The sequence below is a fragment of the Streptomyces sp. M92 genome (assembly GCF_028473745.1).
GTDB lineage: Bacteria > Actinomycetota > Actinomycetes > Streptomycetales > Streptomycetaceae > Streptomyces.
In genome coordinates this window covers 6,877,752-6,897,773 of the sequence record NZ_CP101137.1, presented here as the reverse complement: position 1 = coordinate 6,897,773, position 20,022 = coordinate 6,877,752, and the positions used below count along the sequence as shown (strand labels likewise).

General features: G+C 72.6%; 21 protein-coding genes and 1 riboswitch. Of the genes, 17 read left to right on the top strand and 4 right to left on the bottom strand.

Annotated features, from left to right (window positions below; all coding sequences use genetic code 11):
* Positions 1 to 206 precede the first annotated feature (206 nt).
* Positions 207 to 337, top strand: a riboswitch (FMN riboswitch).
* A 153-nt stretch (positions 338 to 490) separates the two neighbouring features.
* From M6G08_RS31815 to M6G08_RS31775, 9 genes are all read left to right on the top strand, one after another.
* The gene (locus tag M6G08_RS31815) at positions 491 to 1,093 is read left to right on the top strand and encodes a riboflavin synthase (protein WP_272590594.1); all 603 of its coding nucleotides are present in this window, start codon (positions 491 to 493) and stop codon (positions 1,091 to 1,093) included.
* Entirely contained in the window at positions 1,090 to 1,734 is a 645-nt protein-coding gene (locus M6G08_RS31810) for a nicotinamide mononucleotide transporter family protein (protein ID WP_272590593.1), read from the top strand. The genes M6G08_RS31815 and M6G08_RS31810 overlap by 4 nt, the downstream gene beginning before the upstream one ends.
* Positions 1,731 to 3,074, top strand: coding sequence for a bifunctional 3,4-dihydroxy-2-butanone-4-phosphate synthase/GTP cyclohydrolase II (locus M6G08_RS31805; RefSeq protein WP_272590592.1), 1,344 nt, complete (start codon positions 1,731 to 1,733; stop codon positions 3,072 to 3,074). Before M6G08_RS31810 ends, M6G08_RS31805 begins: the two co-directional genes overlap by 4 nt.
* A gap of 21 nt (positions 3,075 to 3,095) precedes the next feature.
* Positions 3,096 to 3,602: a 6,7-dimethyl-8-ribityllumazine synthase gene (ribH, locus tag M6G08_RS31800; RefSeq protein ID WP_272590590.1), complete on the top strand. Its 507-nt coding sequence runs from the start codon at positions 3,096 to 3,098 to the stop codon at positions 3,600 to 3,602.
* A gap of 13 nt (positions 3,603 to 3,615) precedes the next feature.
* Complete coding sequence (locus M6G08_RS31795; protein WP_011027788.1) at positions 3,616 to 3,888, top strand: phosphoribosyl-ATP diphosphatase; 273 nt, start codon at positions 3,616 to 3,618, stop codon at positions 3,886 to 3,888.
* 49 nt (positions 3,889 to 3,937) lie between these two features.
* Positions 3,938 to 4,795, top strand: coding sequence for an ATP phosphoribosyltransferase (gene hisG, locus M6G08_RS31790; protein ID WP_272590589.1), 858 nt, complete (start codon positions 3,938 to 3,940; stop codon positions 4,793 to 4,795).
* A gap of 21 nt (positions 4,796 to 4,816) precedes the next feature.
* Entirely contained in the window at positions 4,817 to 5,284 is a 468-nt protein-coding gene (locus M6G08_RS31785) for a PH domain-containing protein (RefSeq protein WP_272590588.1), read from the top strand.
* A gap of 203 nt (positions 5,285 to 5,487) precedes the next feature.
* Positions 5,488 to 6,819 carry a hemolysin family protein gene (locus M6G08_RS31780; protein WP_272590587.1) on the top strand — a complete coding sequence of 444 codons (1,332 nt, stop codon included), beginning with the start codon at positions 5,488 to 5,490 and terminating at the stop codon, positions 6,817 to 6,819.
* On the top strand, positions 6,816 to 7,853 hold the full coding sequence (locus tag M6G08_RS31775; RefSeq protein ID WP_272590586.1) for a hemolysin family protein: 1,038 nt from the start codon (positions 6,816 to 6,818) through the stop codon (positions 7,851 to 7,853). The genes M6G08_RS31780 and M6G08_RS31775 overlap by 4 nt, the downstream gene beginning before the upstream one ends.
* Positions 7,854 to 7,871: 18 nt before the next feature.
* Here the strand turns inward: M6G08_RS31775 and M6G08_RS31770 are convergent, their stop codons facing one another.
* Positions 7,872 to 9,737, bottom strand: a complete 1,866-nt coding sequence (locus M6G08_RS31770) for an AAA family ATPase (protein WP_272590585.1) — start codon at positions 9,735 to 9,737, stop codon at positions 7,872 to 7,874.
* Positions 9,738 to 10,207: 470 nt separating this feature from the next.
* Positions 10,208 to 10,789, bottom strand: coding sequence for a uridine kinase family protein (locus tag M6G08_RS31765; RefSeq protein WP_272591488.1), 582 nt, complete (start codon positions 10,787 to 10,789; stop codon positions 10,208 to 10,210).
* Between the two features lie 189 nt (positions 10,790 to 10,978).
* On the opposite strand from M6G08_RS31765, the gene M6G08_RS31760 reads away from it, so the two are divergent.
* From M6G08_RS31760 to M6G08_RS31745, 4 genes are all read left to right on the top strand, one after another.
* The gene (locus M6G08_RS31760; protein ID WP_272590584.1) at positions 10,979 to 12,361 is read left to right on the top strand and encodes a C39 family peptidase; all 1,383 of its coding nucleotides are present in this window, start codon (positions 10,979 to 10,981) and stop codon (positions 12,359 to 12,361) included.
* Positions 12,362 to 12,472: 111 nt separating this feature from the next.
* Positions 12,473 to 12,613 (top strand): SCO1431 family membrane protein, encoded by a 141-nt coding sequence (locus M6G08_RS31755; RefSeq protein ID WP_272590583.1) that lies wholly within the window; start codon positions 12,473 to 12,475, stop codon positions 12,611 to 12,613.
* A gap of 82 nt (positions 12,614 to 12,695) precedes the next feature.
* Complete coding sequence (locus M6G08_RS31750; RefSeq protein ID WP_272590582.1) at positions 12,696 to 13,352, top strand: TetR/AcrR family transcriptional regulator; 657 nt, start codon at positions 12,696 to 12,698, stop codon at positions 13,350 to 13,352.
* A 231-nt stretch (positions 13,353 to 13,583) separates the two neighbouring features.
* Positions 13,584 to 14,756 (top strand): acyl-CoA dehydrogenase family protein, encoded by a 1,173-nt coding sequence (locus M6G08_RS31745; protein ID WP_272590581.1) that lies wholly within the window; start codon positions 13,584 to 13,586, stop codon positions 14,754 to 14,756.
* Here M6G08_RS31745 and M6G08_RS31740 read toward each other — a convergent pair.
* Together M6G08_RS31740 and M6G08_RS31735 are read right to left on the bottom strand one after the other, a co-directional pair.
* Positions 14,719 to 15,000: a hypothetical protein gene (locus tag M6G08_RS31740; protein ID WP_073730759.1), complete on the bottom strand. Its 282-nt coding sequence runs from the start codon at positions 14,998 to 15,000 to the stop codon at positions 14,719 to 14,721. The genes M6G08_RS31745 and M6G08_RS31740 overlap by 38 nt on opposite strands.
* Before the next feature lie 159 nt (positions 15,001 to 15,159).
* Entirely contained in the window at positions 15,160 to 15,597 is a 438-nt protein-coding gene (locus M6G08_RS31735) for a hypothetical protein (protein ID WP_272590580.1), read from the bottom strand.
* A 262-nt stretch (positions 15,598 to 15,859) separates the two neighbouring features.
* Here M6G08_RS31735 and M6G08_RS31730 point away from each other — a divergent pair, with 262 nt between their 5' ends.
* The 4 genes from M6G08_RS31730 to fxsA all read left to right on the top strand — a co-directional run bounded on the left by M6G08_RS31730 (position 15,860) and on the right by fxsA (position 19,993).
* Complete coding sequence (locus M6G08_RS31730; RefSeq protein ID WP_030867874.1) at positions 15,860 to 16,300, top strand: Lrp/AsnC family transcriptional regulator; 441 nt, start codon at positions 15,860 to 15,862, stop codon at positions 16,298 to 16,300.
* 77 nt (positions 16,301 to 16,377) lie between these two features.
* Positions 16,378 to 17,994: an amidohydrolase gene (locus tag M6G08_RS31725; RefSeq protein WP_272590579.1), complete on the top strand. Its 1,617-nt coding sequence runs from the start codon at positions 16,378 to 16,380 to the stop codon at positions 17,992 to 17,994.
* A gap of 525 nt (positions 17,995 to 18,519) precedes the next feature.
* Positions 18,520 to 19,374: a polyprenol monophosphomannose synthase gene (locus M6G08_RS31720; RefSeq protein WP_272590578.1), complete on the top strand. Its 855-nt coding sequence runs from the start codon at positions 18,520 to 18,522 to the stop codon at positions 19,372 to 19,374.
* A 46-nt stretch (positions 19,375 to 19,420) separates the two neighbouring features.
* The gene (gene fxsA, locus M6G08_RS31715; protein WP_272590577.1) at positions 19,421 to 19,993 is read left to right on the top strand and encodes an FxsA family membrane protein; all 573 of its coding nucleotides are present in this window, start codon (positions 19,421 to 19,423) and stop codon (positions 19,991 to 19,993) included.
* Positions 19,994 to 20,022: the final 29 nt, after the last annotated feature.

Genomic DNA, 20,022 nt, shown 5'->3' with positions numbered 1-20,022 from the left:
CTCTCCACGGAAGTTGCGCAGACCCTAGAGAGGACTAGACCAGTGAGTCAATAGGTATGGACCAATTCCAAGTCGGAGTGACGACGGCCCGGTTGGCGTGGCGCGTCGGGGACGGGTTCCGGTGGAGGGGTGCTCTGTGAGCCACTCCACACACTCCGTCCGCATGGACGGTCACCGGGCGTGGCACACTGGCCCTGTACCAGAAGCAGCGCACTCCGGGGTCGGTGAAAGTCCGAACCGGCGGTTACAGTCCGCGACCCGGTCGCCTCCAGCGACCGGTTGACCAGGTGAAATTCCTGGACCGACGGTTAAAGTCCGGATGGGAGGCAGTGCGCGGCGGGCGAGCATGCGTGCGCGCCGCCGATCTCTGGGCACGCCTGTCACGGGCGGGCCCTGTCCGGCGTCGTCGTCACCGGTGTCCTCGCTCGCGGTCTCTGTCGCTCTCGACAGCCCCGGAGTCCGTGCCCGAAGAGGCAGGAGGACCCGGGAAGTGTTCACCGGAATCGTCGAAGAGCTGGGCGAGGTCACCGCCGTCGAGACCCTCGACGACGCCTGCCGCTTCCGCCTGCGCGGCCCCGCGGTCACCGAAGGGGCACGGCACGGCGACTCCATCGCCGTCAACGGCGTCTGCCTCACCGTCGTCGACCACGAGGGCGACGAGTTCACCGCCGACGTGATGGCGGAAACCCTCAACCGCTCCAGCCTGGGCGTCCTCACCACCGGCTCCCGCGTCAACCTGGAGCGTCCCACCGCCGTCGGCGCCCGCCTCGGCGGGCACATCGTGCAGGGCCACGTGGACGGCACCGGCGAGATCCTGGAGCGCAAGCCGTCCGAGCACTGGGAGCTCGTCAGGATCTCCCTCCCGGCCGACCTCGCCCGCTACGTCGTCGAGAAGGGCTCCATCACCGTCGACGGCATCAGCCTCACCGTCGTCGACGCCGGCCCCGACTTCTTCACCGTCAGCCTCATCCCCACCACCCTCGCCCTGACCACGCTCGGCATCAAGCAGCCCGGCGACCCGGTCAACCTCGAGGTGGACGTCATCGCCAAGTACGTGGAGCGGCTGCTCGGCACCCAGGGGGGCACCCGGTGAACTGGCTCAACTCCGAGGCGTTCACCCTCTTCGACCAGCACATCAAGTGGTCGGACATGATCGGCAACGTGATCGGTCTGCTCGGCCTCGCGCTCGGCTGGCGGCGCTCGATATGGACCTGGCCCGTGCAGTTCGTCTCCGGGCTCATCCTCTTCACGGCCTTCGCCACCGCCCACCTCTCCGGCAGCGCCGGCAAGCAGGTCGTCGTCATGCTCGTCGCCGCCTGGGGCTTCTGGCAGTGGAACCGCGGCCGGCGGCAGACGCAGGACGGCTCCATCGCCGTCCGCTTCGCCACCTGGCGCGAGCGCGGCACCCTCGTCGCGGCCGCCGCCGTCGGCACCCTCGCCGTCGGCGGCCTGTTCACCGCTTTCCCCACCCTGTCCTGGGATCCCTGGCCGGACGCGTACATCTTCGTCGGCACCGTCGTCGCCATGTACGCCCAGGCGCGCGGCATGGTCGAGTTCTGGTTCGCCTGGCTGCTGGTCGACCTGGTCGGCGTACCGCTGAACTTCGCCAACGGCTTCGCCTTCTCCGGCTTCGTCTACGTCATCTACGGCGCGCTCGTCCTGTGGGGCCTGCGCGACTGGTGGCTGCGCTCCCGCACCGCGGCGCGGCCCGTCCCGGAAGGAGCGCCCGCATGAGCGCCCGCCCGTCTCCCACCACCGCCCTGACCGAGGCGCTTCGCGCCGCCCCTCTCGCCTCACCCATCCTCTACAGCACCGACGGCATCGACGACCTCGCTCTCGACCCCGTCGAGCAGGCGATCGCGGACATCGCCGCCGGCCGGCCCGTCGTGGTCGTCGACGACGAGAACCGCGAGAACGAGGGCGACCTCGTCATCGCCGCCGAGAAGGCGACCGAGGAGATCGTCGCCTTCATGATGAGCGAGTGCCGCGGCCTGATCTGCGCCCCCATGGAGGGCGACGAACTGGACCGGCTGCGCCTGCCGCAGATGGTCGACGACAACACCGAGTCGATGAAGACCGCCTTCACCGTCTCCGTGGACGCCACCGCCGTGCACGGCGTCAGCACCGGCATCTCCGCCTCCGACCGCGCCACCACCCTCCAGCTCCTGGCGAGCGGCACCGCCGAGCCGGCCGACCTGGTCCGCCCCGGGCACGTCTTCCCGCTCCGCGCCCGCTCCGGCGGCGTACTCGTCCGCAACGGCCACACCGAGGCCGCCGTCGACCTCGCCCGCCTCGCGGGCCTGCGCCCCGCGGGCGCCATCGTCGAGATCGCCGGCGAGGACGGGCGCATGCTGCGGCTGCCCGAGCTGATCCCGTTCGCCCGCAAGCACGGCCTGACGATCATCTCCATCGAGGACCTGATCGCCTACCGCCGCAGCGCCGAGCCCACCGTCCGCCGCGAGGCCGAGGTCCACCTGCCCACCCGGCACGGCGAGTCCACGGCGTACGGCTACCGCTCCACCGTCGACGGCGTCGAGCACGTCGCCCTCGTCCACGGTGAGATCGGCGACGGCGAGGGCGTCCTCGTCCGCATCCACTCCGAATGCCTCACCGGCGACGTCTTCGGCTCCCAGCGCTGCGACTGCGGCCCTCAGCTGGACGCCTCCCTGGACCGCATCCAGGCCGAGGGCAGGGGAGTGGTCGTCTACCTGCGCGGCCACGAGGGACGCGGCATCGGCCTGATGTCCAAGCTGCGCGCCTACGAACTCCAGGAGCGCGGCCGCGACACCCTCGACGCCAACCTGGAGCTCGGCCTGCCCGCCGACGCCCGCGACTACGGAGCCGGCGCCCAGATCCTCGACGACCTCGGCGTCCGCTCCGTCCGCCTGATGACCAACAACCCGGACAAGAGCGACGCCCTGGAACGGCACGGCATCCAGGTCACCGGCCGTGAGCCGATGCCCGTCCAGGCGGGCGAACACAACCTCCGCTACCTGCGCACCAAGCGGGACCGGATGGGACACGACCTGCCCTGGCTGGACACGACGCCCGTGTCCACCTGCGGCAACCAGTAAGCAAGCAACGCGAGGAGACACGTGAGCGGCAAGGGTGCACCGGAATTGTCCGTACGCGACGTCGGGGACCTCAGGGTCGCCGTCATCGCGTCGCTGTGGCACGACAAGGTGATGGACGGACTGGTCGACGGCGCCCTGCGCGCCCTGCACGAGCTCGGCATCGACGAGCCGACCCTGCTCAGGGTCCCCGGCAGCTTCGAGCTGCCGGTCGTCGCCAAGGTCCTCGCCGGCCGCGGCTACGACGCGATCGTCGCCCTCGGCGTCGTCATCCGCGGCGGCACCCCGCACTTCGACTACGTGTGCCAGGGCGTCACCCAGGGCCTGGTCCAGGTCTCCGTGGAGACCGGCGTCCCCGTCGGCTTCGGCGTCCTCACCTGCGACACCGAGGAGCAGGCCCTCGACCGGGCCGGCATCGAGGGCTCCAGCGAGGACAAGGGCCACGAGGCGGTGACCGCGGCCGTCGCCACGGCGGCCACCCTCCGCTCAGTATCCGAACCGTGGCGTCAGGCCGGCCGGCACTACGCGTAAAGTGGGCGCCACCATGTCCAAGAAGACTTTCGAGGAGCTCTTCACCGAGCTCCAGCACAAGGCCGCGAACGGCGACCCCGCCACCTCCCGCACCGCCGAACTGGTGGACAAGGGGGTCCACGCCATCGGCAAGAAGGTCGTCGAGGAGGCCGCCGAGGTCTGGATGGCCGCCGAGTACGAGGGCAAGGACGCGGCGGCCGAGGAGATCTCCCAGCTGCTGTACCACGTCCAGGTGATGATGGTCGCCCGCGGCATCTCCCTGGACGACGTCTACGCCCACCTGTAAAGCCGGACCCCCTTCTTCTCCACCCCTCCACACAAAGGAAGCCGACCTCATGCTGCGCATCGCCGTCCCCAACAAGGGTTCCCTGTCAGGCCCCGCGGGGGAGATGCTGCATGAGGCCGGCTACCAGCAGCGCCGCGAGTCCAAGGAACTGCGCATCGTCGACCCGACCAACGAGGTCGAGTTCTTCTACCTGCGCCCCCGGGACATCGCGATCTACGTCTCCTCCGGCAAGCTCGACATCGGCATCACCGGCCGCGACCTGCTGATCGACTCCGGCGCCGACGCCGAGGAGATCCTCCCGCTCGGCTTCGCCCGCTCCACCTTCCGCTTCGCCGGCAAGCCGGGCACCGCGAACGGCGTCACCGACCTCAAGGGCCGCACCGTCGCCACCTCCTACGAGGGCATCGTCGCCGCCCACCTGGCCGAACAGGGCGTCGACGCCTCCGTCGTCCACCTCGACGGCGCCGTCGAGACCGCCATCGAGCTGGGCGTCGCCGAGGTCATCGCGGACGTCGTCGAGACCGGGACGTCGCTGCGCAACGCGGGCCTGGAGGTCTTCGGCGAGCCCATCATGAAGTCCGAGGCCGTCGTGATCCGCCGCTCCGGCGCGGAGCCCGACGAGACGACCGAGCCCAAGGTCCAGCAGTTCCTGCGCCGCCTCCAGGGCGTCCTGGTGGCCCGGACGTACGTGATGATGGACTACGACTGCCGCGTGGAGCAGCTGGAGAAGGCCGTCGCCCTCACCCCCGGCCTGGAGTCCCCGACCGTCTCCCCGCTGCACAACGAGGGCTGGGTCGCCGTCCGCGCCATGGTCCCCGCCAAGGACGCCCAGCGGATCATGGACGACCTGTACGAGATCGGCGCCCGGGCCATCCTGACCACGGCCATCCACGCCTGCCGCCTCTGAGCGGGACACCGGAGCAACGCCATGCCCGACACCACGCCGGACCTGCCGGTCCTGCCCGTCACCTTCCGGCCGGGCCGCACCCGCGCCATCCTGACCGTCCTCGCCGTCGCCACCTTCGCCTCCATCACGACGGTCGGCATCCTGCTGGACAGCCTCAGCGCGGGAGAGCGGATCAGCTTCGCGCTGACCGCCCTCCTCCTCGCGGGCGTCCTGGTCGTGCTGGCCCGGCCCCACGTCACCGCCGACGAGACGGGCGTCACCGTCGTCAACCTCACCAACAAGCGGCGCCTGGCCTGGGCCGAGATCCTCCGGGTCAACCTCCGGCAGGGCGACCCCTGGGCCTTCCTCGACCTCAGCGACGGCACCAGCCTGCCCGCGCTCGGCATCCAGCCGGGCATCGCCCGGCAGCGCGCCATCCAGGACGCGCGCGCCCTGCGCGCCCTCGTCGAGGCCCGTTCCGGCGCCACCCCCGAGGCACCACGCGGCTGACGCGGGGGCGCCGCCCCTGCCGCGGGCGCCCTTTTCGTGATTAATCTGGGAACGAGGACGCGGCCGTCGCGTCCTCGCCCCGTCGCTCCGCCCGGTGCGCGGGGGTCCCCGCTACCCGAGGAGTGACTCCCTCCGGCGATGGACGGACCGTCCTGCAGTACCTGCGCCGCCCCCTGCTGTGAGCCAGCACAGGCGGCGGCATCATGACCAGCCCCCTGCTGCTCCTGGCAGCCGCCTTCGTGCTCATCCTCGCCAACGGCTTCTTCGTCGCCGCCGAGTTCGGCCTGGTGACCGTCGAACGCCCCGACGCCGAACAGGCCGCCGCCGACGGCGACCGGCGCGCCCGCCGGGTCGTCGAGTCCCTGAAGGAGCTGTCCTTCCAGCTCTCCGGCACCCAGCTCGGCATCACCATCACCTCCCTCGTCGTCGGCATGCTCGCCGAACCGGCGCTCGCCCGACTCCTGGACGCTCCCTTCACGGCGATCGGCGTCCCCGACGGTGCCGTCCCCGGCGTCGCGGTCGTCGTCGGCATGCTGCTGGCGTCGGCGGTCCAGATGGTGGTCGGCGAGCTGGTGCCCAAGAACTGGGCGGTGTCCAGGCCCCTCCAGGTCGCCCGCTTCGTCGCCGGCCCCCAGCACGCCTTCGCCCGCCTGTTCCACCCGGTGATCGCCTCCCTGAACGCCGTGGCCAACCGCCTGGTCCGCACGCTCGGCGTCGAACCTGCCGAAGAGCTGGCCTCCGCCCGCACCCCCGACGAACTGGTGTCCCTGGCCCGGCACTCCGCCCGGGCCGGCGCGCTGGAACAGGACACCGCCGACCTGTTCGTCCGTACCCTGTCGCTCGGCGAACTGACCGCGCAGCACGTCATGACCCCACGCGTGAAGGTCAGCGCCCTGCACTCCTCGGCCACCGCCGAGGACGTGGTCAACCTGACCCGCGCCACCGGCCTGTCCCGCTTCCCCGTCTACCGGGAGAAGATCGACGAGATCGTCGGCATGGTCCACCTCAAGGACGCGCTCGCCGTTCCCGCGCACGACCGGCTGCGCACCCCCGCCGGCCGCATCGCCCAGCCGGCGCTGCTGGTCCCCGAGACCCTGCCCGTCCGGCCCCTCCTCACCCGCCTGCGCAGCGAACAGCCCATCGCGGTCGTCGTCGACGAGTACGGCGGCACGGCCGGCGTCGTCACCCTGGAGGACATCGTCGAGGAACTGGTCGGCGAGGTCCGAGACGAGCACGACGGACTGGACGCCCCCGAACTCGCCGCCGCCCCGCCCGAGGACGGCCGGCCCGCCTGGGACGTGGACGGCAGCTGCCGCGTCGACGCCCTGCGCCGCATCGGCCTGGACGCCCCCGAGGGCCCGTACGAGACCGCGGCCGGCCTCGTCGCCGACCTGCTCGGCCGCATCCCGGCCGTCGGCGACCGCGCGGAACTGCCCGGCTGGCGCCTCTGCGTCCGCCGGGTCGGCCACTACCGAGCCGAGCGCATACGACTGGTGCGGACGGCGCCGGTCTCCGTGCCGGAGGCCGCCCGATGAGCGTCCTGCAACTCCTCTTCGCCGCGCTGCTCGTGCTCGCCAACGGCTTCTTCGTCGGCGCCGAGTTCGCCCTGGTCTCGGTCCGCCGCAGCCAGATCGAACCGCTCGGCACCGCCCGCGCCCGCCAGGTGCTGTACGGTCTGGAGCGGCTGCCGCAGATGATGGCCGCCGCCCAGTTCGGCATCACGGTCTGCTCACTCACCCTCGGCGCGGTCGCCGAACCGACCGTCGCGCGCCTGCTGGAACCGGTCTTCGAGTGGATGCACCTGCCGCACGGCGTCATCCACCCGCTCGGCTACGTCATCGCGCTGGCCGCCGTGGTCTTCTGCCACCTCGTCATCGGCGAGATGCTTCCGAAGAACCTCGCGATGGCCGCCCCCGAGAGGACCGCGCTGTGGCTGAGCCCCGGCCTCGTCGCCTTCGCCCGTCTCTGCAAGCCGGTCACCTTCGCCCTGGGCGCCTGCTCCCGGGGCATCCTGCGGCTGTTCCGCGTCGAGCCCAAGGACGAGGTCGAGGCCGTCTTCACCAGTGAACAGCTCAACCGGCTGGTGGAGGACGCCGGTCAGGCGGGCCTGCTCGACCCCGAGGCGCAGGAACGCCTGGAGGACGCCCTGGAACTGGGCTCCCGCCCCGTGACGGACGTACTGCTCGGCCGCGAGTCCCTGGTGACGGTCGGCCCGTCGGCCACCCCGGGCCAGATCATCGGGCTCACCGCCCGCACCGGGTACTCACGCTTCCCGGTCGCGGCCGGGCCGGGCCCCTTCATGGGCTACCTCCACGTCAAGGACGTCCTCGACGCCGAGGACCCCGACCGGGCCGTACCGCAGCACCTCTGGCGCCCGATGACGACCCTCCGCCCCGACCTCCCCCTCGACGACGCCCTCACCGTGATGCGCCGCGCCGCCACCCACCTGGCCCAGGTCACGGACGCGTCGGGCAGGGTCCTGGGCCTGGTCGCCCTGGAGGACGTACTGGAACTCCTGGTCGGCGAGGTCCGCGACCCGGCCCACCGGGAGGTGACCCTGGCGACGTGACCGCCCCGGCTGCGGGCCTCACAGGGCCGACGGATCCCCCGGCCCCCTCCCCGACAGCACCTCCCCGTACGCCTGCATCAGATCCGGCAACCGCAGCGTCGCCAGATCGTCCCGGCTCAACACCCCCGGGTACACCGACAACCGCAGATCCCGGTACGCACAGCTCTTCTCGTACAGCGTCCGCAGGAACCGCCCGTTCCCCAACTCGTCGATCCACCCCTGGTCCACCACGTGCCCGGCGATCGACCGCAGCTCGTCCAGCGCCTCCTCGTCCCACACGTCCCCGTTCTCCGCCGCGAGCACCTCCCCGATCGAGGTGAGCTCCAGCGGCCGGTACGAGGGGAAGTCGACCCGCGTCGTGAAGCGCGAGGACAGCCCGGGGTTGGCGCCCAGCAGCCGGTCCATGCCCTCCGGATAGCCGGCCAGGATCACCACCAGGTGGTCCCGGTTGTCCTCGGCCCGCTTCAGCAGCACCTGCAGCGCCTCGTCGCCGTACGCGTCCCCCTTGCCGTACCCGGAGTTGGACAGGGAGTACGCCTCGTCCACGAAGAGGACACCGCCGAGTGCGGAGTCGATCAGCTCGTTGGCCTTCACGGCGGTCTGGCCCAGGTACTCGCCGACGAGGTCGGCCCGCTGCGCCTCCACGAGGTGGTCGCCGCCGAGCAGGCCGAGGGCGTAGAAGACGCGGCCCAGGATGCGGGCGACGGTGGTCTTGCCGGTGCCCGAGGGGCCGGAGAAGACGAAGTGGCGCTTGGGCGGCTGGACCGGCAGCCCCTGACCGGCCCGCAGCCGCGCCATGTTGAGTTGGGCGGACAGGGCCTTGACCTGTCGCTTCACCGGTTCGAGCCCCACCATGCGCTCCAGTTCGGCGAGCGCCTCCTCCAGCAACGCCGGGTCGGTGGGACCGGTGGGCAGGGAAGGGTCCGTCCCGTCGGTCCTCTCGCGCACCGGCGGTCCGGACAGCGAGGGCGGCGGAGCGGCCGGGCCGGGCTCGGGGGCGGACAGCTTGACGTCGCGTTCGTCGGCGCCGGAGAGGGGGTCGAGCCCGTCCGGGCCGTCCAGGCAGTCCGGTCCCAGGCCGGCCTGCGCCAGTCCCGCGAGGTCGGCGGCGTCGTCGTAGCCGTCGCCCTCGGCGATGGCGGCCAGCCGTGCGGAGGTGTCCATGAAGGCGGGGTCGACGCGGTGCACGGCCCGGTACAGCGGCAGCGCCGCCGCGCTGCGGCCCGTGCCCTCGTGCGCCCGCGCCAGCCAGTACCGCAGCTCCTTGCGCTGCGGCTGTTCGCTGCGGCACCGCATCAGGGCCGCCGACAGCAGCGGCTCGGCCTGCCCGTACATCTCCAGCCGCACCCGGGCCATGCCGCTGAACAGACCGGCCTCGATGCCCAGCAGGGGATCGCCGAGCAGCGGGTCGGTGTGCCGGACGAGCTGCTCCCAGTCCTTGACCAGGTAGGCACGGCAGGCGTGCAGGAACCGGACCTGGGCGTCGGTGTCCACGGGCGGCAGCCCGGCCAGGGCCCGGTCCAGCTCCGGGACATGCCGGCCGTCCAGCCAGTGGGAGGCGTGCGCGAGCAGCAGGTCGCGGGGGCTCTCCAGCACGGGCTGCACCCACCAGCCCAGCCAGTACCAGGAGTTGAGGGTACGGCGGTGGCGGGCGCGCTGCTCGCCGAAGCGCTCGCGGTGCCGGAACATCCTGAGCAGGGCGTTGGTGGTGTCGACGCGCAGCGCGTGCAGTCCCAGCCAGCCGTCGGCCATCGCGGGATCGATGCGTACCGCGGCCCGGAACTCCTCCTCGGCCTGCGGATAGGCACCCATGGTGTAGGCGTCCACGCCGCGCAGCCAGGCGAGGTCGGCCGGGGCCTGTGGGCCCCGCGTGCCGAAGTCCATCCCGTCCCCCACGTACCGTGCCCCCGTCGGTATGCCGCCGGGCCGTCGCCCGCCGGCCGCCTCGGCCAACGGCTCTGCCGCGGGCCGGAGTTGCAAGGTGCGCGCGGCAACTGCGCTCCGGGTCGCACCGAGGGCATCGTACCCGCGGCGGTCTTCCCTCCGAAGGGCGCCGGGGAGGCCCGTTCCACGAGGTGGGAGCGGACGGGGCGCATGCGGGAACGTCACCGAGGGTGAGCGGACAGCGTCGCGGAGCAGCCGCAGAACGCGCTCAGGGCAGAACGAAGCCCCCGGTCACGGGGGAACAACCGGGGGCTTCGCGTCTGCGGGCGGCCTCGAACGACCGCACAACCAGAACGTAAGACCTGTACGGGCCCTGGGTCAAGCGAAGTTGAGGCGCTCCGGCCCGGTGTCGCCCGGCGATCTTCACAAGTTCAGCACATTGCGGACGGCCCGTCACTCTGGGTGAGGAATCAGGGTGGGCAGGCGCCTCCCGCGGGCCCCGGCAGCATCTCGTACCCCTCCTCGCTCCGCACCACCAGAAGGTGTGCGAAGGGGCGTGACGGGTCGGTGGCGAAGTGCCGGCGCTCCGCCGGGATCCACCCGTCCCAGAACGCCCGCTGCTCCGCTCCGTCGCGCGCCCGTCCGCGCCTCCACGCCTCCTGGCGCGGCAACTCCATCCAGAGCAGCCGGGCCAGGTGCGGGCGCAGCGCCTCGCGCCCCGCGCCCACACCCTCCACCAGCACCACCGGGGCCGGCGGCAGGGGCCGGGGCGCGTCGAAGCGCCGGGCCCGCCAGTCGTAGGGGGTGTAGCGCGCGGTGTCGCCCCGCCGCAGGGGCTCGATCACCTGGCTCAGCAGCCGTCCGGTCCAGTCGAAGAGCTCGTCGTGGCTGGCGATGTCGTCGAGGTGCAGCACCGGCGCGCCTCCCAGCTCCGCGGCCAGCAGTCCGGCGAACGTGGACTTCCCCGAACCGGCGTGCCCGTCGACGCCGATGAGGCGTACGGGGCCGCAGGACGGGGGAAGCCGGCGGAGCTGCGCTGCGAGGTCGTGGATGGCGGGTCCCGGGCGGTGCGAAGGGGCGGACGGCGTGTCGCAGGCACACTAACCCCGCCACTGGTAGACACCAATGTTCATGGCGTGGCGCACGCAGAAGTGCTGGCAGGAGCGGGCGCCTGCGGCCATAGTTGGCGCACGACCGTGCAACGGACCCGCCCGACTCGGACACCTGGGGGTTCTCCACCCATGAGCAGAGCCGAACAGCCGTCCCGCAGAACCGTCCTGGCCGCCGCGGTCGCCGCCGCGGTGGCCGGCGGCGCGATCCCGGCCACCGCCGCCGAAGCCGCAGCGGGCGAGGGCGGCGGCCCCGCGGGCGCCGACCGTACCCCCGGCCGACAGGCCGACTACCGCGCCTGGACCACGTTCCGGGACTGGCGGTGCGGGACGGTGCGGGGCGCCCGCCCCGTCGCCGGTGCCCGGCCCGGCGTCGTGATCGGGACGCCGGCGGGCACCACCGAGCACACCGACCCGCACACCGGCAGGACCGCGGCCTGGGAGTACGCGACCTGGACCTCGCCGGTCCACCGGCTCACCGTGCCCGCGACCGAGGCCATCGCCTCCTGGAACGCGCACACCCCGTCCGGCACCTGGATCCAGGTCGAGCTGAAGGGGACCTACTCCGACGGCACGGACACGCCCTGGTACGTGATGGGCCGCTGGACTGCGGGCGACGGCGACCAGGACATCCGGCGCACCTCGGTCGACGGCCAGGGCGACGGCCGCAGCAGCGTCTGGACGGACACCTTCTCGGTCGACGACGCCTCCACCGGTCTGCGCCTGGCCTCGTACCGGCTCCGCCTCACCCTGTACCGCCGCCCCGGCGCCAAGGCCACGCCCACCGTCTGGCGGCTCGGTGCGATGGGCTCCGACGTGCCCGACCGCTTCACGGTGCCCGCCTCCACGCCGGGTCTCGCCCGGGAACTGCGCGTCCCGCGCTACTCCCAGGAGATCCACAAGGGCCAGTACCCCGAGTACGACAACGGCGGCGAGGCCTGGTGCAGCCCCACCTCCTCGCAGATGATCATCGAGTACTGGGGCGGCCGGCTCACCGAGGAGCAGCTCGCCTGGGTCGACCCCTCCTACGCCGACCCGCAGGTCTGCCACGCGGCCCGGTACACGTACGACTACCAGTACGCCGGCTGCGGCAACTGGCCCTTCAACGCGGCCTACGCGGCCACCTTCGAGGACCTCCAGGGCGTGGTCACCCGCCTCGGCTCCCTCACCGACCTGGAGACACTGATCGCGGCCGGTATCCCGGCCATCACGTCCCAGTCCTTCCTGGCGGAGGAGTTGACCGGGGCCGGCTACGGCACCTCGGGCCACCTGATGACCGTGGTCGGCTTCACCGCCGACGGCGACGTGATCGCCAACGACCCGGCCTCGGACGACAACGAGGCCGTGCGCCGCGTCTACAAGCGGCGCGAGTGGGAGAACATCTGGCTGCGGACCAAGCGGTACAACGCCGACGGCAGGGTCGTCTCCGGGACCGGCGGCGTCTGCTACCTGTACTTCCCGGCGCATCCCAGCCCGCGTCAGCGCAAGGCCCTCGCGGCGGTGGGCGTGCGCTGACCGGCCCGCTGTGACCAAGCTCTCGGCCGCAAAAGCCGCTCACGGTGGCAAGGTGGACACCGTGAGCGGGGGGACCTCACCGAAGCCGAAGCCCGAGAGCAGCGAGAAGCCATGACCGCACACACCGCCACCGCCCCCCGTGTCCGTACCGGCGGCCCCAAGGAAGACGGCCCGAAGATCCTCGAGCACGTCCTGGGCTGGACCCTCGTCGTGGTGCTGGCGATGCTCGTGGTGCAGCTGGGCCTGCTGTGACGTGACCCTCATGTGACCTGCCCCACGTCCCGACCTGCCATACTGCGGATGTCCCGCCCCCCGTAGGAGACCAGGGTCGAAATTGAATATCAGTCAACAGCGTGCCGACGTCCGTCCACAGGCGCGCGGCACCGAGCGTTCGCTCGCACGCCGCGCCGAACTCATCGCCATCGGGCGGAAGTTGTTCGCCGACACGTCGTACGACGCGCTGTCGATGGACGACATCGCGCGTCAGGCGCATGTCGCCAAGGGACTGATCTACTACTACTTCCGTTCCAAGCGGGGCTACTACCTGGCGATCATCCAGGACTCCGTCGCCGACCTGGTCACCACCGCCGCGGGCGGCACCGAACTGCCGCAGGTGGACCGCGTCCACCGCACCATCGACGGCTACCTGCGCTACGCCGAGCACCACCAGGCCGCCTACCGCACCATCGTCAGCGGCGGGGTCGGCTTCGACACCGAGGTGCACGCCATCCGGGACGGGGTGCGCGAGGCGATCGTCGTCACCATCGCCGAGGGGGCGTACGGCCGCTCGGACGTCGGGCCGCTGGCCCGCATGGGCCTGCTCGCCTGGGTGTGCGGCGTCGAGGGTGCCACCCTGGACTGGATCGGCCGCCCCGGGCTGCCCCGCGACACCATGCGCGACCTGCTCGTGAAGTCGCTCGGCGGCACCCTGCGCGCCATCGAGGAGCTGGATCCCGCCTACCCGGCCCCGCCCGCCGCCCGCCGGGACTGACCGGAGGCCGAGCGGGCCCGCCGAAGCCCTTCCGGACCTTTCTCGAAGTAAGCGGTCGTTAACTGGTGACGCCGTACCTCCGATCGGGCATACTCACAGGCCACAGCCGCTGGTCAGCCGCTTCCGCGACCCGGGAGTGCGAGCATCGGCCCAGCCGAACAGAGCCGGCGGAACCGCGTCCACCCACGGCGCCTTTCCGCTGATGCGCCCGACAGGGAGGAGAGCGTCGCCATGCCCGACCGCGCCCCGCAGCCGGTGGACCGGCAACTGCCCACGGACGAGGCACGGGACCTGATCTCACTCGTCCGCGAGATCGCGCTCCGTGAGATCGCCCCGAGCGCGGCCGAGGAGGAGGACGCCGGACGCTTCCCGCGCGAGGTCTTCGCCCTGCTCTCCGAGTCCGGCCTGCTCGGCCTGCCCTACGACACCGAGCACGGCGGCGGTGATCAGCCGTACGAGGTGTACCTCCAGGTCCTGGAAGAGCTCGCCGCGGCCCGCCTCACCGTCGGCCTCGGCGTCAGCGTGCACACCCTCGCCTCCTACGCGCTCGCCGCCCACGGCACCAAGGAGCAGCAGGCCGAGCACCTGCCCGCCATGCTCGGCGGCGGGCTGCTGGGCGCCTACTGCCTCTCCGAGCCCGCCTCCGGCTCGGACGCCGCCTCCCTGCGCACCAAGGCGGTGCGGGAGGGCGACGACTGGATCATCACCGGCACCAAGGCGTGGATCACGCACGGTGGCATCGCCGACTTCTACACGGTCATGGCGCGCACGGGGGAGCACGGCCCGCGCGGCATCACCGCCTTCCTGGTCCCCGGCGACGCCGAGGGGCTGAGCGCCGCGGTGCCGGAGAAGAAGATGGGGCTCAAGGGATCGCCCACCGCGCAGGTCCACCTGGACGGCGTGCGGGTCCCCGAGGCCCGGCGGATCGGGGACGAGGGCCAGGGTTTCGCGATCGCCCTGTCCGCGCTCGACTCCGGCCGGCTCGGCATCGCCGCCTGCGCGATCGGCGTGGCGCAGGCGGCGCTCGACGAGGCGGTGGCCTACGCGGCCGAGCGGCGCCAGTTCGGCAAGCCGATCGCCGACTTCCAGGGGTTGCGCTTCATGCTCGCCGACATGGCGACCCAGATCGAGGCCGGCCGCGCGCTGTACCTGACGGCGGCGCGGCTGCGCGACGCCGGACTGCCGTTCGCCAAGCAGGCGGCCATGGCCAAGCTGCACTGCACCGACACGGCGATGCGGGTCACCACCGACGCCGTGCAGATCCTCGGCGGCTACGGCTACACCGCCGACTTCCCGGCCGAGCGCTACATGCGCGAGGCCAAGGTGCTGCAGATCGTCGAGGGCACCAACCAGATCCAGCGGATGGTCATCGCCCGTCATCTCGCGGGTCCCGAGGGACGCTGAAGTCACCGGTGACCCGGAAGTCACCGGTGGTGAAGAAGTCCCCGAGGCCGCGCGGGGGCGCCGCGAGCCTCACCCACTCGGGGTCGTCGCGCCCTGGCAGGGTGCGGCCCCGGTCGGCCCAGGTGCGCATCAGCTCACGGTAGATCGGCGGGTCCGGGAGCTGCGGGGCCGGCGGGACCGGACCGGCGGGCACCGGGACGAACACGCGGCGCCGAGGCCCGGTCGCCGAGTACGTGGGGGTCATACCAGGGCAACGCGGCACTGTGCGGACAGGTCACCGGCCCGCGGAATCGAGAGTGAGTTCGCGGGCGTCCGACACCCGTCCGGCCTTGCCGCACCCTGTCCGGCCCGCGTCGGCGCGCCGCCCACCCGTAGTTGCGGGGCAGGCGCGCCGAACCGCGTCCTAGGCCGCCTCGCGCCGCATCGTCGGCACCCGGATCGGGCGTGAGCCCGGGCCGCCGACGTGGGAGAAGGGCTGGGTCCGCCAGTCCAGGCCCCGCGGGAGCGTCAGGAGCAGCGCGGTGTCCTGCTCGTGGGGCCGGAAGGACTCGTCGGCCGGGCGGGCCTCGCAGGCCCGGCGGCCGGTGCCGGCGCAGACCGTGAGCCCGAACGGGTTCCACGGCGAGGCGCACAGCGCGTGCTCGGGCAGTACTTTCTCGTCCGCCAGCAGCGCGATGGGCTGCGCGCAGTCCGGGCAGATCACCCGGTACATCTCGAAGGTGTCGTAGGCGTCGAGTTCCTCGTCGTCGAAGGCGTCGGGTTCGACGCCCTCCGGTACGGGCTCGACGACCGGCTGCTGCCGCTTGGGCGCGGTACGACCTGGGCGCTTAAGACTCTGCATGGGATTCTCCCCCTCGGGCTGGGCCGTGACGGCACTGCGGCCTCGACCACAGCAAGCACTTCCCGTCCCCAATACGGGGTAATCACGAGAACATCACGGAGACCGCACGGAAGGTGTGGCCTTCGTCACATGCCACTCGCAGGTGCCCGGCGCCGGCTCGCCCCGCCCGGCCGTCGGCCGGATGCCCGTCACATCACGAAGTGGGCATGACCTGGACCGCTCGGTATCCGAGGAGATCAACCGCACTGTAGGTTCTTGCGCCATGGAGGAGCTGGATCGACAGATCGTGCAGCTGCTCGTCAAGGACGGGCGGATGAGCTACACGGACCTGGGCAAGGCCACGGGCCTGTCCACGTCAGCCGTGCACCAGCGGGTGCGGCGGCTGGAGCAGCGCGGCGTCATCCGCGGCTACGCCGCGGTCGTCGACCCGGAGGCCGTCGGGCTGCCGATGACCGCGTTCATCTCCGTGAAACCGTTCGACCCCAGCGCACCCGACGACATCGCGGACCGCCTGGCCGGCGTGCCGGAGATCGAGGCCTGCCACAGCGTGGCGGGCGACGAGAACTACATCCTCAAGGTGCGTGTGTCGACCCCGCACGAGCTGGAGGAACTCCTCGCCCGGGTGCGCTCCCTGGCCGGCGTCTCGACCCGGACCACCGTCGTGCTCTCCACTCCGTACGAGGCCCGGCCGCCCCGGATCTGACGGCGACCGGGTCCGACGGGTGGCCTACGGGTGACCTGCGTGCCGTGCGTCTTCCGGGAGGCGCGAGACTGGTGTCCATGAGTGAGCCCACCGCCTCGTCCACCACCGCGTCCACGACCGTCCTGCTGCGCCGCGGCGAGGTCCACAGTCCCGCCGACCCCTTCGCGACGGCGATGGTCGTCGAACGCGGCCAGGTCGCCTGGGTCGGCTCCGAGGGCGCCGCGGACGCCTTCGCCGACGGCGTGGACGAGGTGATCGACCTGGACGGCGCCCTGGTCGCCCCGGCGTTCACCGACGCACACGTGCACACGACGTCCACCGGCCTCGCCCTCACCGGCCTGGACCTCTCCGGTGCCCCCACCCGAGAGGCCGCCCTCGCCCTCGTACGGGACTTCGCAGCGGCCCGCCCGGCCGACCGGGTGCTCCTCGGCCACGGCTGGGACGCCTCCCGGTGGCCCGACGGGCAGCCCCCGGCCCGCGCCGAACTGGACGCGGCCACCGGCGGGCGTCCCCTCTACCTCAGCCGTATCGACGTCCACTCGGCCGTCGTCACCACCGCCCTGCTCGACCTCGTCCCCGGCGACGTCACCCGCGCGGACGGCCCGCTCACCGCCGAGGCCCACCACGCCGTGCGCGCCGCCGCCCTCGGGGCCCTCGCCCCCGCCCAGCGCACCGAGGCCCAGCGCGCCGCCCTCGCGCACGCCGCCTCCCTCGGCATCGGAACCGTTCACGAGTGCGCGGGCCCGGAGATCTCCTCCGAGGACGACCTCACCGGCCTGCTGCGGCTGGCGGCCGAGGAGGCCGGCCCGCGCGTCATGGGCTACTGGGCCGAACAGGACGTCGACAAGGCGCGGGAGTTGGGCGCGATCGGCGCGGCCGGGGACCTCTTCGTCGACGGCGCCCTCGGCTCGCACACCGCGTGCCTGCACCAGCCGTACGCCGACGCCGGCCACACCGGCACCGCCTACCTCGACGCCGGCGCCGTCGCCGCCCACGTCGTCGCCTGCATCGAGGCCGGCCTCCAGGCGGGCTTCCACGCCATCGGCGACGCAGCCGTCGGAGCCGTGGTCCAGGGCGTGCGCGCGGCCGCCGAGAAGCTCGGCCTCGCCCGCGTCCGCGCCGCCCGCCACCGCGTGGAACACGCCGAGATGCTGACCCCCGAGGACATCGCGGCCTTCGCCGAACTGGGCCTGACCGCGTCCGTCCAGCCCGCCTTCGACGCCCTGTGGGGCGGCGAGGACGGCATGTACGCGCAGCGGCTGGGCGCCGAACGGGCCCGCACCCTCAACCCCTACGCGGCCCTGCTGCGCGCCGGTGTTCCGCTCGCCTTCGGCTCCGACAGCCCGGTCACGCCCCTCGACCCGTGGGGCACCGTCCGGGCCGCCGCCTTCCACCGCGCGCCCGAGCACCGCGTCTCCGTCCGCGCGGCCTTCACCGCCCACACACGCGGCGGCTGGCGGGCGATCGGACGCGACGACGCGGGCGCCCTGGTGCCGGGCGCACCCGCCGACTACGCCGTGTGGCGCACCGGCGAGCTCGTCGTCCAGACCCCCGACGACCGGGTGGCCCGCTGGTCGACCGACCCCCGCTCGGGTACTCCGGGCCTGCCCGACCTGTCTCCGGGCGGTGACCTGCCCGTCTGCCTGCGCACCGTGGTGGGAGGCCGGACGGTGTTCGTACGGCCGGGCGAGTGATCCACACGGCCGACGGGGCGATGATCTTCTCCCGTCCGCGACCTGCGCATCCTCCGCGCTGACCTGGGAATTGGCGGAGAAGCCGCAGGTCGAGTGACTGTTGACAGGCGACGGCTGGGGGCCGGTAGGTTCGGCGGAGTCCACCACCGGACGCCCGACCGGGGAAGCCTCCGCGCGCGCGTCGCGGCGCCGCTGGGTCAGGGACGGTGTGCCGCACCGGGGCACCGTCACTGGGAGCCAGGCTCAGCGCTCGCGCCGTGACGACGGAACGTTCCGGCCGGTCGGGAGGTGTGACCCGGGTGGGGCCCGGGCGCTCAGTAGACAACGGCCCAGGTCGATCCGCAGCCGGCGGGTCCCGGGCCGGCCCGAAGGGCGCCGGGCCCCCATCCGCCGCGCAAACGGTCCCGAATCACCTATCCCTACCCCGGCCCCGGGAAAACGACACCCTTTGCGGACGTCCTGTCACGTCCTCGCAGGCCGCGGCCATTATGGTGGTCCTCTGCGTACGGAGATGAAGGGGCAGCGGTGAACGACGGCGACGGGACGCCCGCAGCGGCGGGGCAGGGGAGGCGGTTCGGTCCCCTGGGCACGGCTTTGGTGATCATTCCGACCTACAACGAGGCGGAGAACATCAAGGCGATCGTCGCGCGCGTGCGTGAAGCGGTCCCCGAGGCGCACGTACTGGTGGCCGACGACAACAGCCCCGACGGCACCGGCAAGCTCGCCGACGAGCTGGCCGCCGGGGACGACCACGTCCAGGTCCTGCACCGCAAGGGCAAGGAAGGCCTGGGCGCCGCCTACCTCGCGGGCTTCCACTGGGGTCTGGAGCACGGCTACGGCGTGCTGATCGAGATGGACGCCGACGGCTCCCACCAGCCCGAGGAACTGCCCCGGCTGCTGACCGCGCTCAAGGGCGCGGACCTGGTCCTCGGCTCCCGCTGGGTGCCCGGCGGCCGGGTGGTGAACTGGCCCAGGTCCCGCGAGTTCATCTCCCGCGGCGGCAGCATGTACTCGCGCCTCGCACTCGACCTGCCGCTGCGCGACATCACCGGCGGCTACCGTGCCTTCCGCCGCGAGACGCTCGAAGGGCTCGGCCTGGACGAGGTGGCCTCCCAGGGCTACTGCTTCCAGGTCGATCTCGCCCGCAGGGCGATCAAGGCCGGCTACCACGTCGTCGAGGTGCCGATCACCTTCGTCGAGCGCGAGCACGGCGACTCCAAGATGAGCCGTGACATCCTCGTGGAGGCGCTCTGGCGGGTCACCACGTGGGGCGTGGGGGAGCGGGTCGGCAAGGTCCTGGGCCGCGACCGCCGGCCCGACCCGGCGGCGGACGCGCCGGCGGCCGACACATCGGCACAGGCGACGGACAACAACGCCTGATCGCCCCCTTATGCCGCGCTGAGCCGGGGCCAGGCACACTGGGAGTATGACGACTGGCGCTCAGACCCCCAGTTCCCCCGCCCGGCCCCCGCGTTCCAAGCTGCGCACCTTCGTGCCGCTGGGCATCGCCGCGTGGCTCGTCCTGGAGATCTGGCTGCTGACCGTGGTCGCGGGTGCCTCCAGTGGGTTCGTGGTCTTCCTGCTGCTGGTCGCGGGCGTCGTCCTCGGTTCCGTGGTGATCAAGGCGGCGGGCCGCCGGGCGTTCCGCAGTCTCCAGGAGACCGTGCGACAGCAGCAGTCCGGCGTCCTGCCCGGGGCCCGGCCGAACAGCGAGGGCAACGGGCTGATGATGCTGGGCGGACTGCTCCTGATCATCCCGGGCCTGATCTCCGACGCGCTGGGCCTGCTGATACTGCTGCCCCCGGTCCAGAAGGCCGTGAGCCGCCACGCGGAGCGGACGGTGGAGCGCAAGCTCCGCGAGGCGGGCCCGGGCACCCTGGGCGACGCCTTCCGCCAGGCCCGCATGCACCAGCCGGACGGCAAGGTCGTCCAGGGCGAGGTCATACGGGACGAGCCGGGCGACGCCCCGCAGGACCCCCGCCCTCCGCTGACCCACTGAGCGCTCGGCGCGACGGCCGCCGCGGACAC

Excerpts from the sequence above, each read along its gene's own strand:
- M6G08_RS31805 (WP_272590592.1), top strand. The coding sequence starts at position 1,731 with ATGAGCGCCCGCCCGTCTCCCACCACCGCCCTGACCGAGGCGCTTCGC.
- M6G08_RS31795 (WP_011027788.1), top strand. The coding sequence starts at position 3,616 with ATGTCCAAGAAGACTTTCGAGGAGCTCTTCACCGAGCTCCAGCACAAG.
- hisG (WP_272590589.1), top strand. The coding sequence starts at position 3,938 with ATGCTGCGCATCGCCGTCCCCAACAAGGGTTCCCTGTCAGGCCCCGCG.
- M6G08_RS31785 (WP_272590588.1), top strand. The coding sequence starts at position 4,817 with ATGCCCGACACCACGCCGGACCTGCCGGTCCTGCCCGTCACCTTCCGG.
- M6G08_RS31780 (WP_272590587.1), top strand. The coding sequence starts at position 5,488 with ATGACCAGCCCCCTGCTGCTCCTGGCAGCCGCCTTCGTGCTCATCCTC.
- M6G08_RS31775 (WP_272590586.1), top strand. The coding sequence starts at position 6,816 with ATGAGCGTCCTGCAACTCCTCTTCGCCGCGCTGCTCGTGCTCGCCAAC.
- M6G08_RS31770 (WP_272590585.1), bottom strand. The coding sequence starts at position 9,737 with ATGGACTTCGGCACGCGGGGCCCACAGGCCCCGGCCGACCTCGCCTGG.
- M6G08_RS31760 (WP_272590584.1), top strand. The coding sequence starts at position 10,979 with ATGAGCAGAGCCGAACAGCCGTCCCGCAGAACCGTCCTGGCCGCCGCG.
- M6G08_RS31755 (WP_272590583.1), top strand. The coding sequence starts at position 12,473 with ATGACCGCACACACCGCCACCGCCCCCCGTGTCCGTACCGGCGGCCCC.
- M6G08_RS31745 (WP_272590581.1), top strand. The coding sequence starts at position 13,584 with ATGCCCGACCGCGCCCCGCAGCCGGTGGACCGGCAACTGCCCACGGAC.
- M6G08_RS31740 (WP_073730759.1), bottom strand. The coding sequence starts at position 15,000 with ATGACCCCCACGTACTCGGCGACCGGGCCTCGGCGCCGCGTGTTCGTC.
- M6G08_RS31735 (WP_272590580.1), bottom strand. The coding sequence starts at position 15,597 with ATGCAGAGTCTTAAGCGCCCAGGTCGTACCGCGCCCAAGCGGCAGCAG.
- M6G08_RS31730 (WP_030867874.1), top strand. The coding sequence starts at position 15,860 with ATGGAGGAGCTGGATCGACAGATCGTGCAGCTGCTCGTCAAGGACGGG.
- M6G08_RS31725 (WP_272590579.1), top strand. The coding sequence starts at position 16,378 with ATGAGTGAGCCCACCGCCTCGTCCACCACCGCGTCCACGACCGTCCTG.
- fxsA (WP_272590577.1), top strand. The coding sequence starts at position 19,421 with ATGACGACTGGCGCTCAGACCCCCAGTTCCCCCGCCCGGCCCCCGCGT.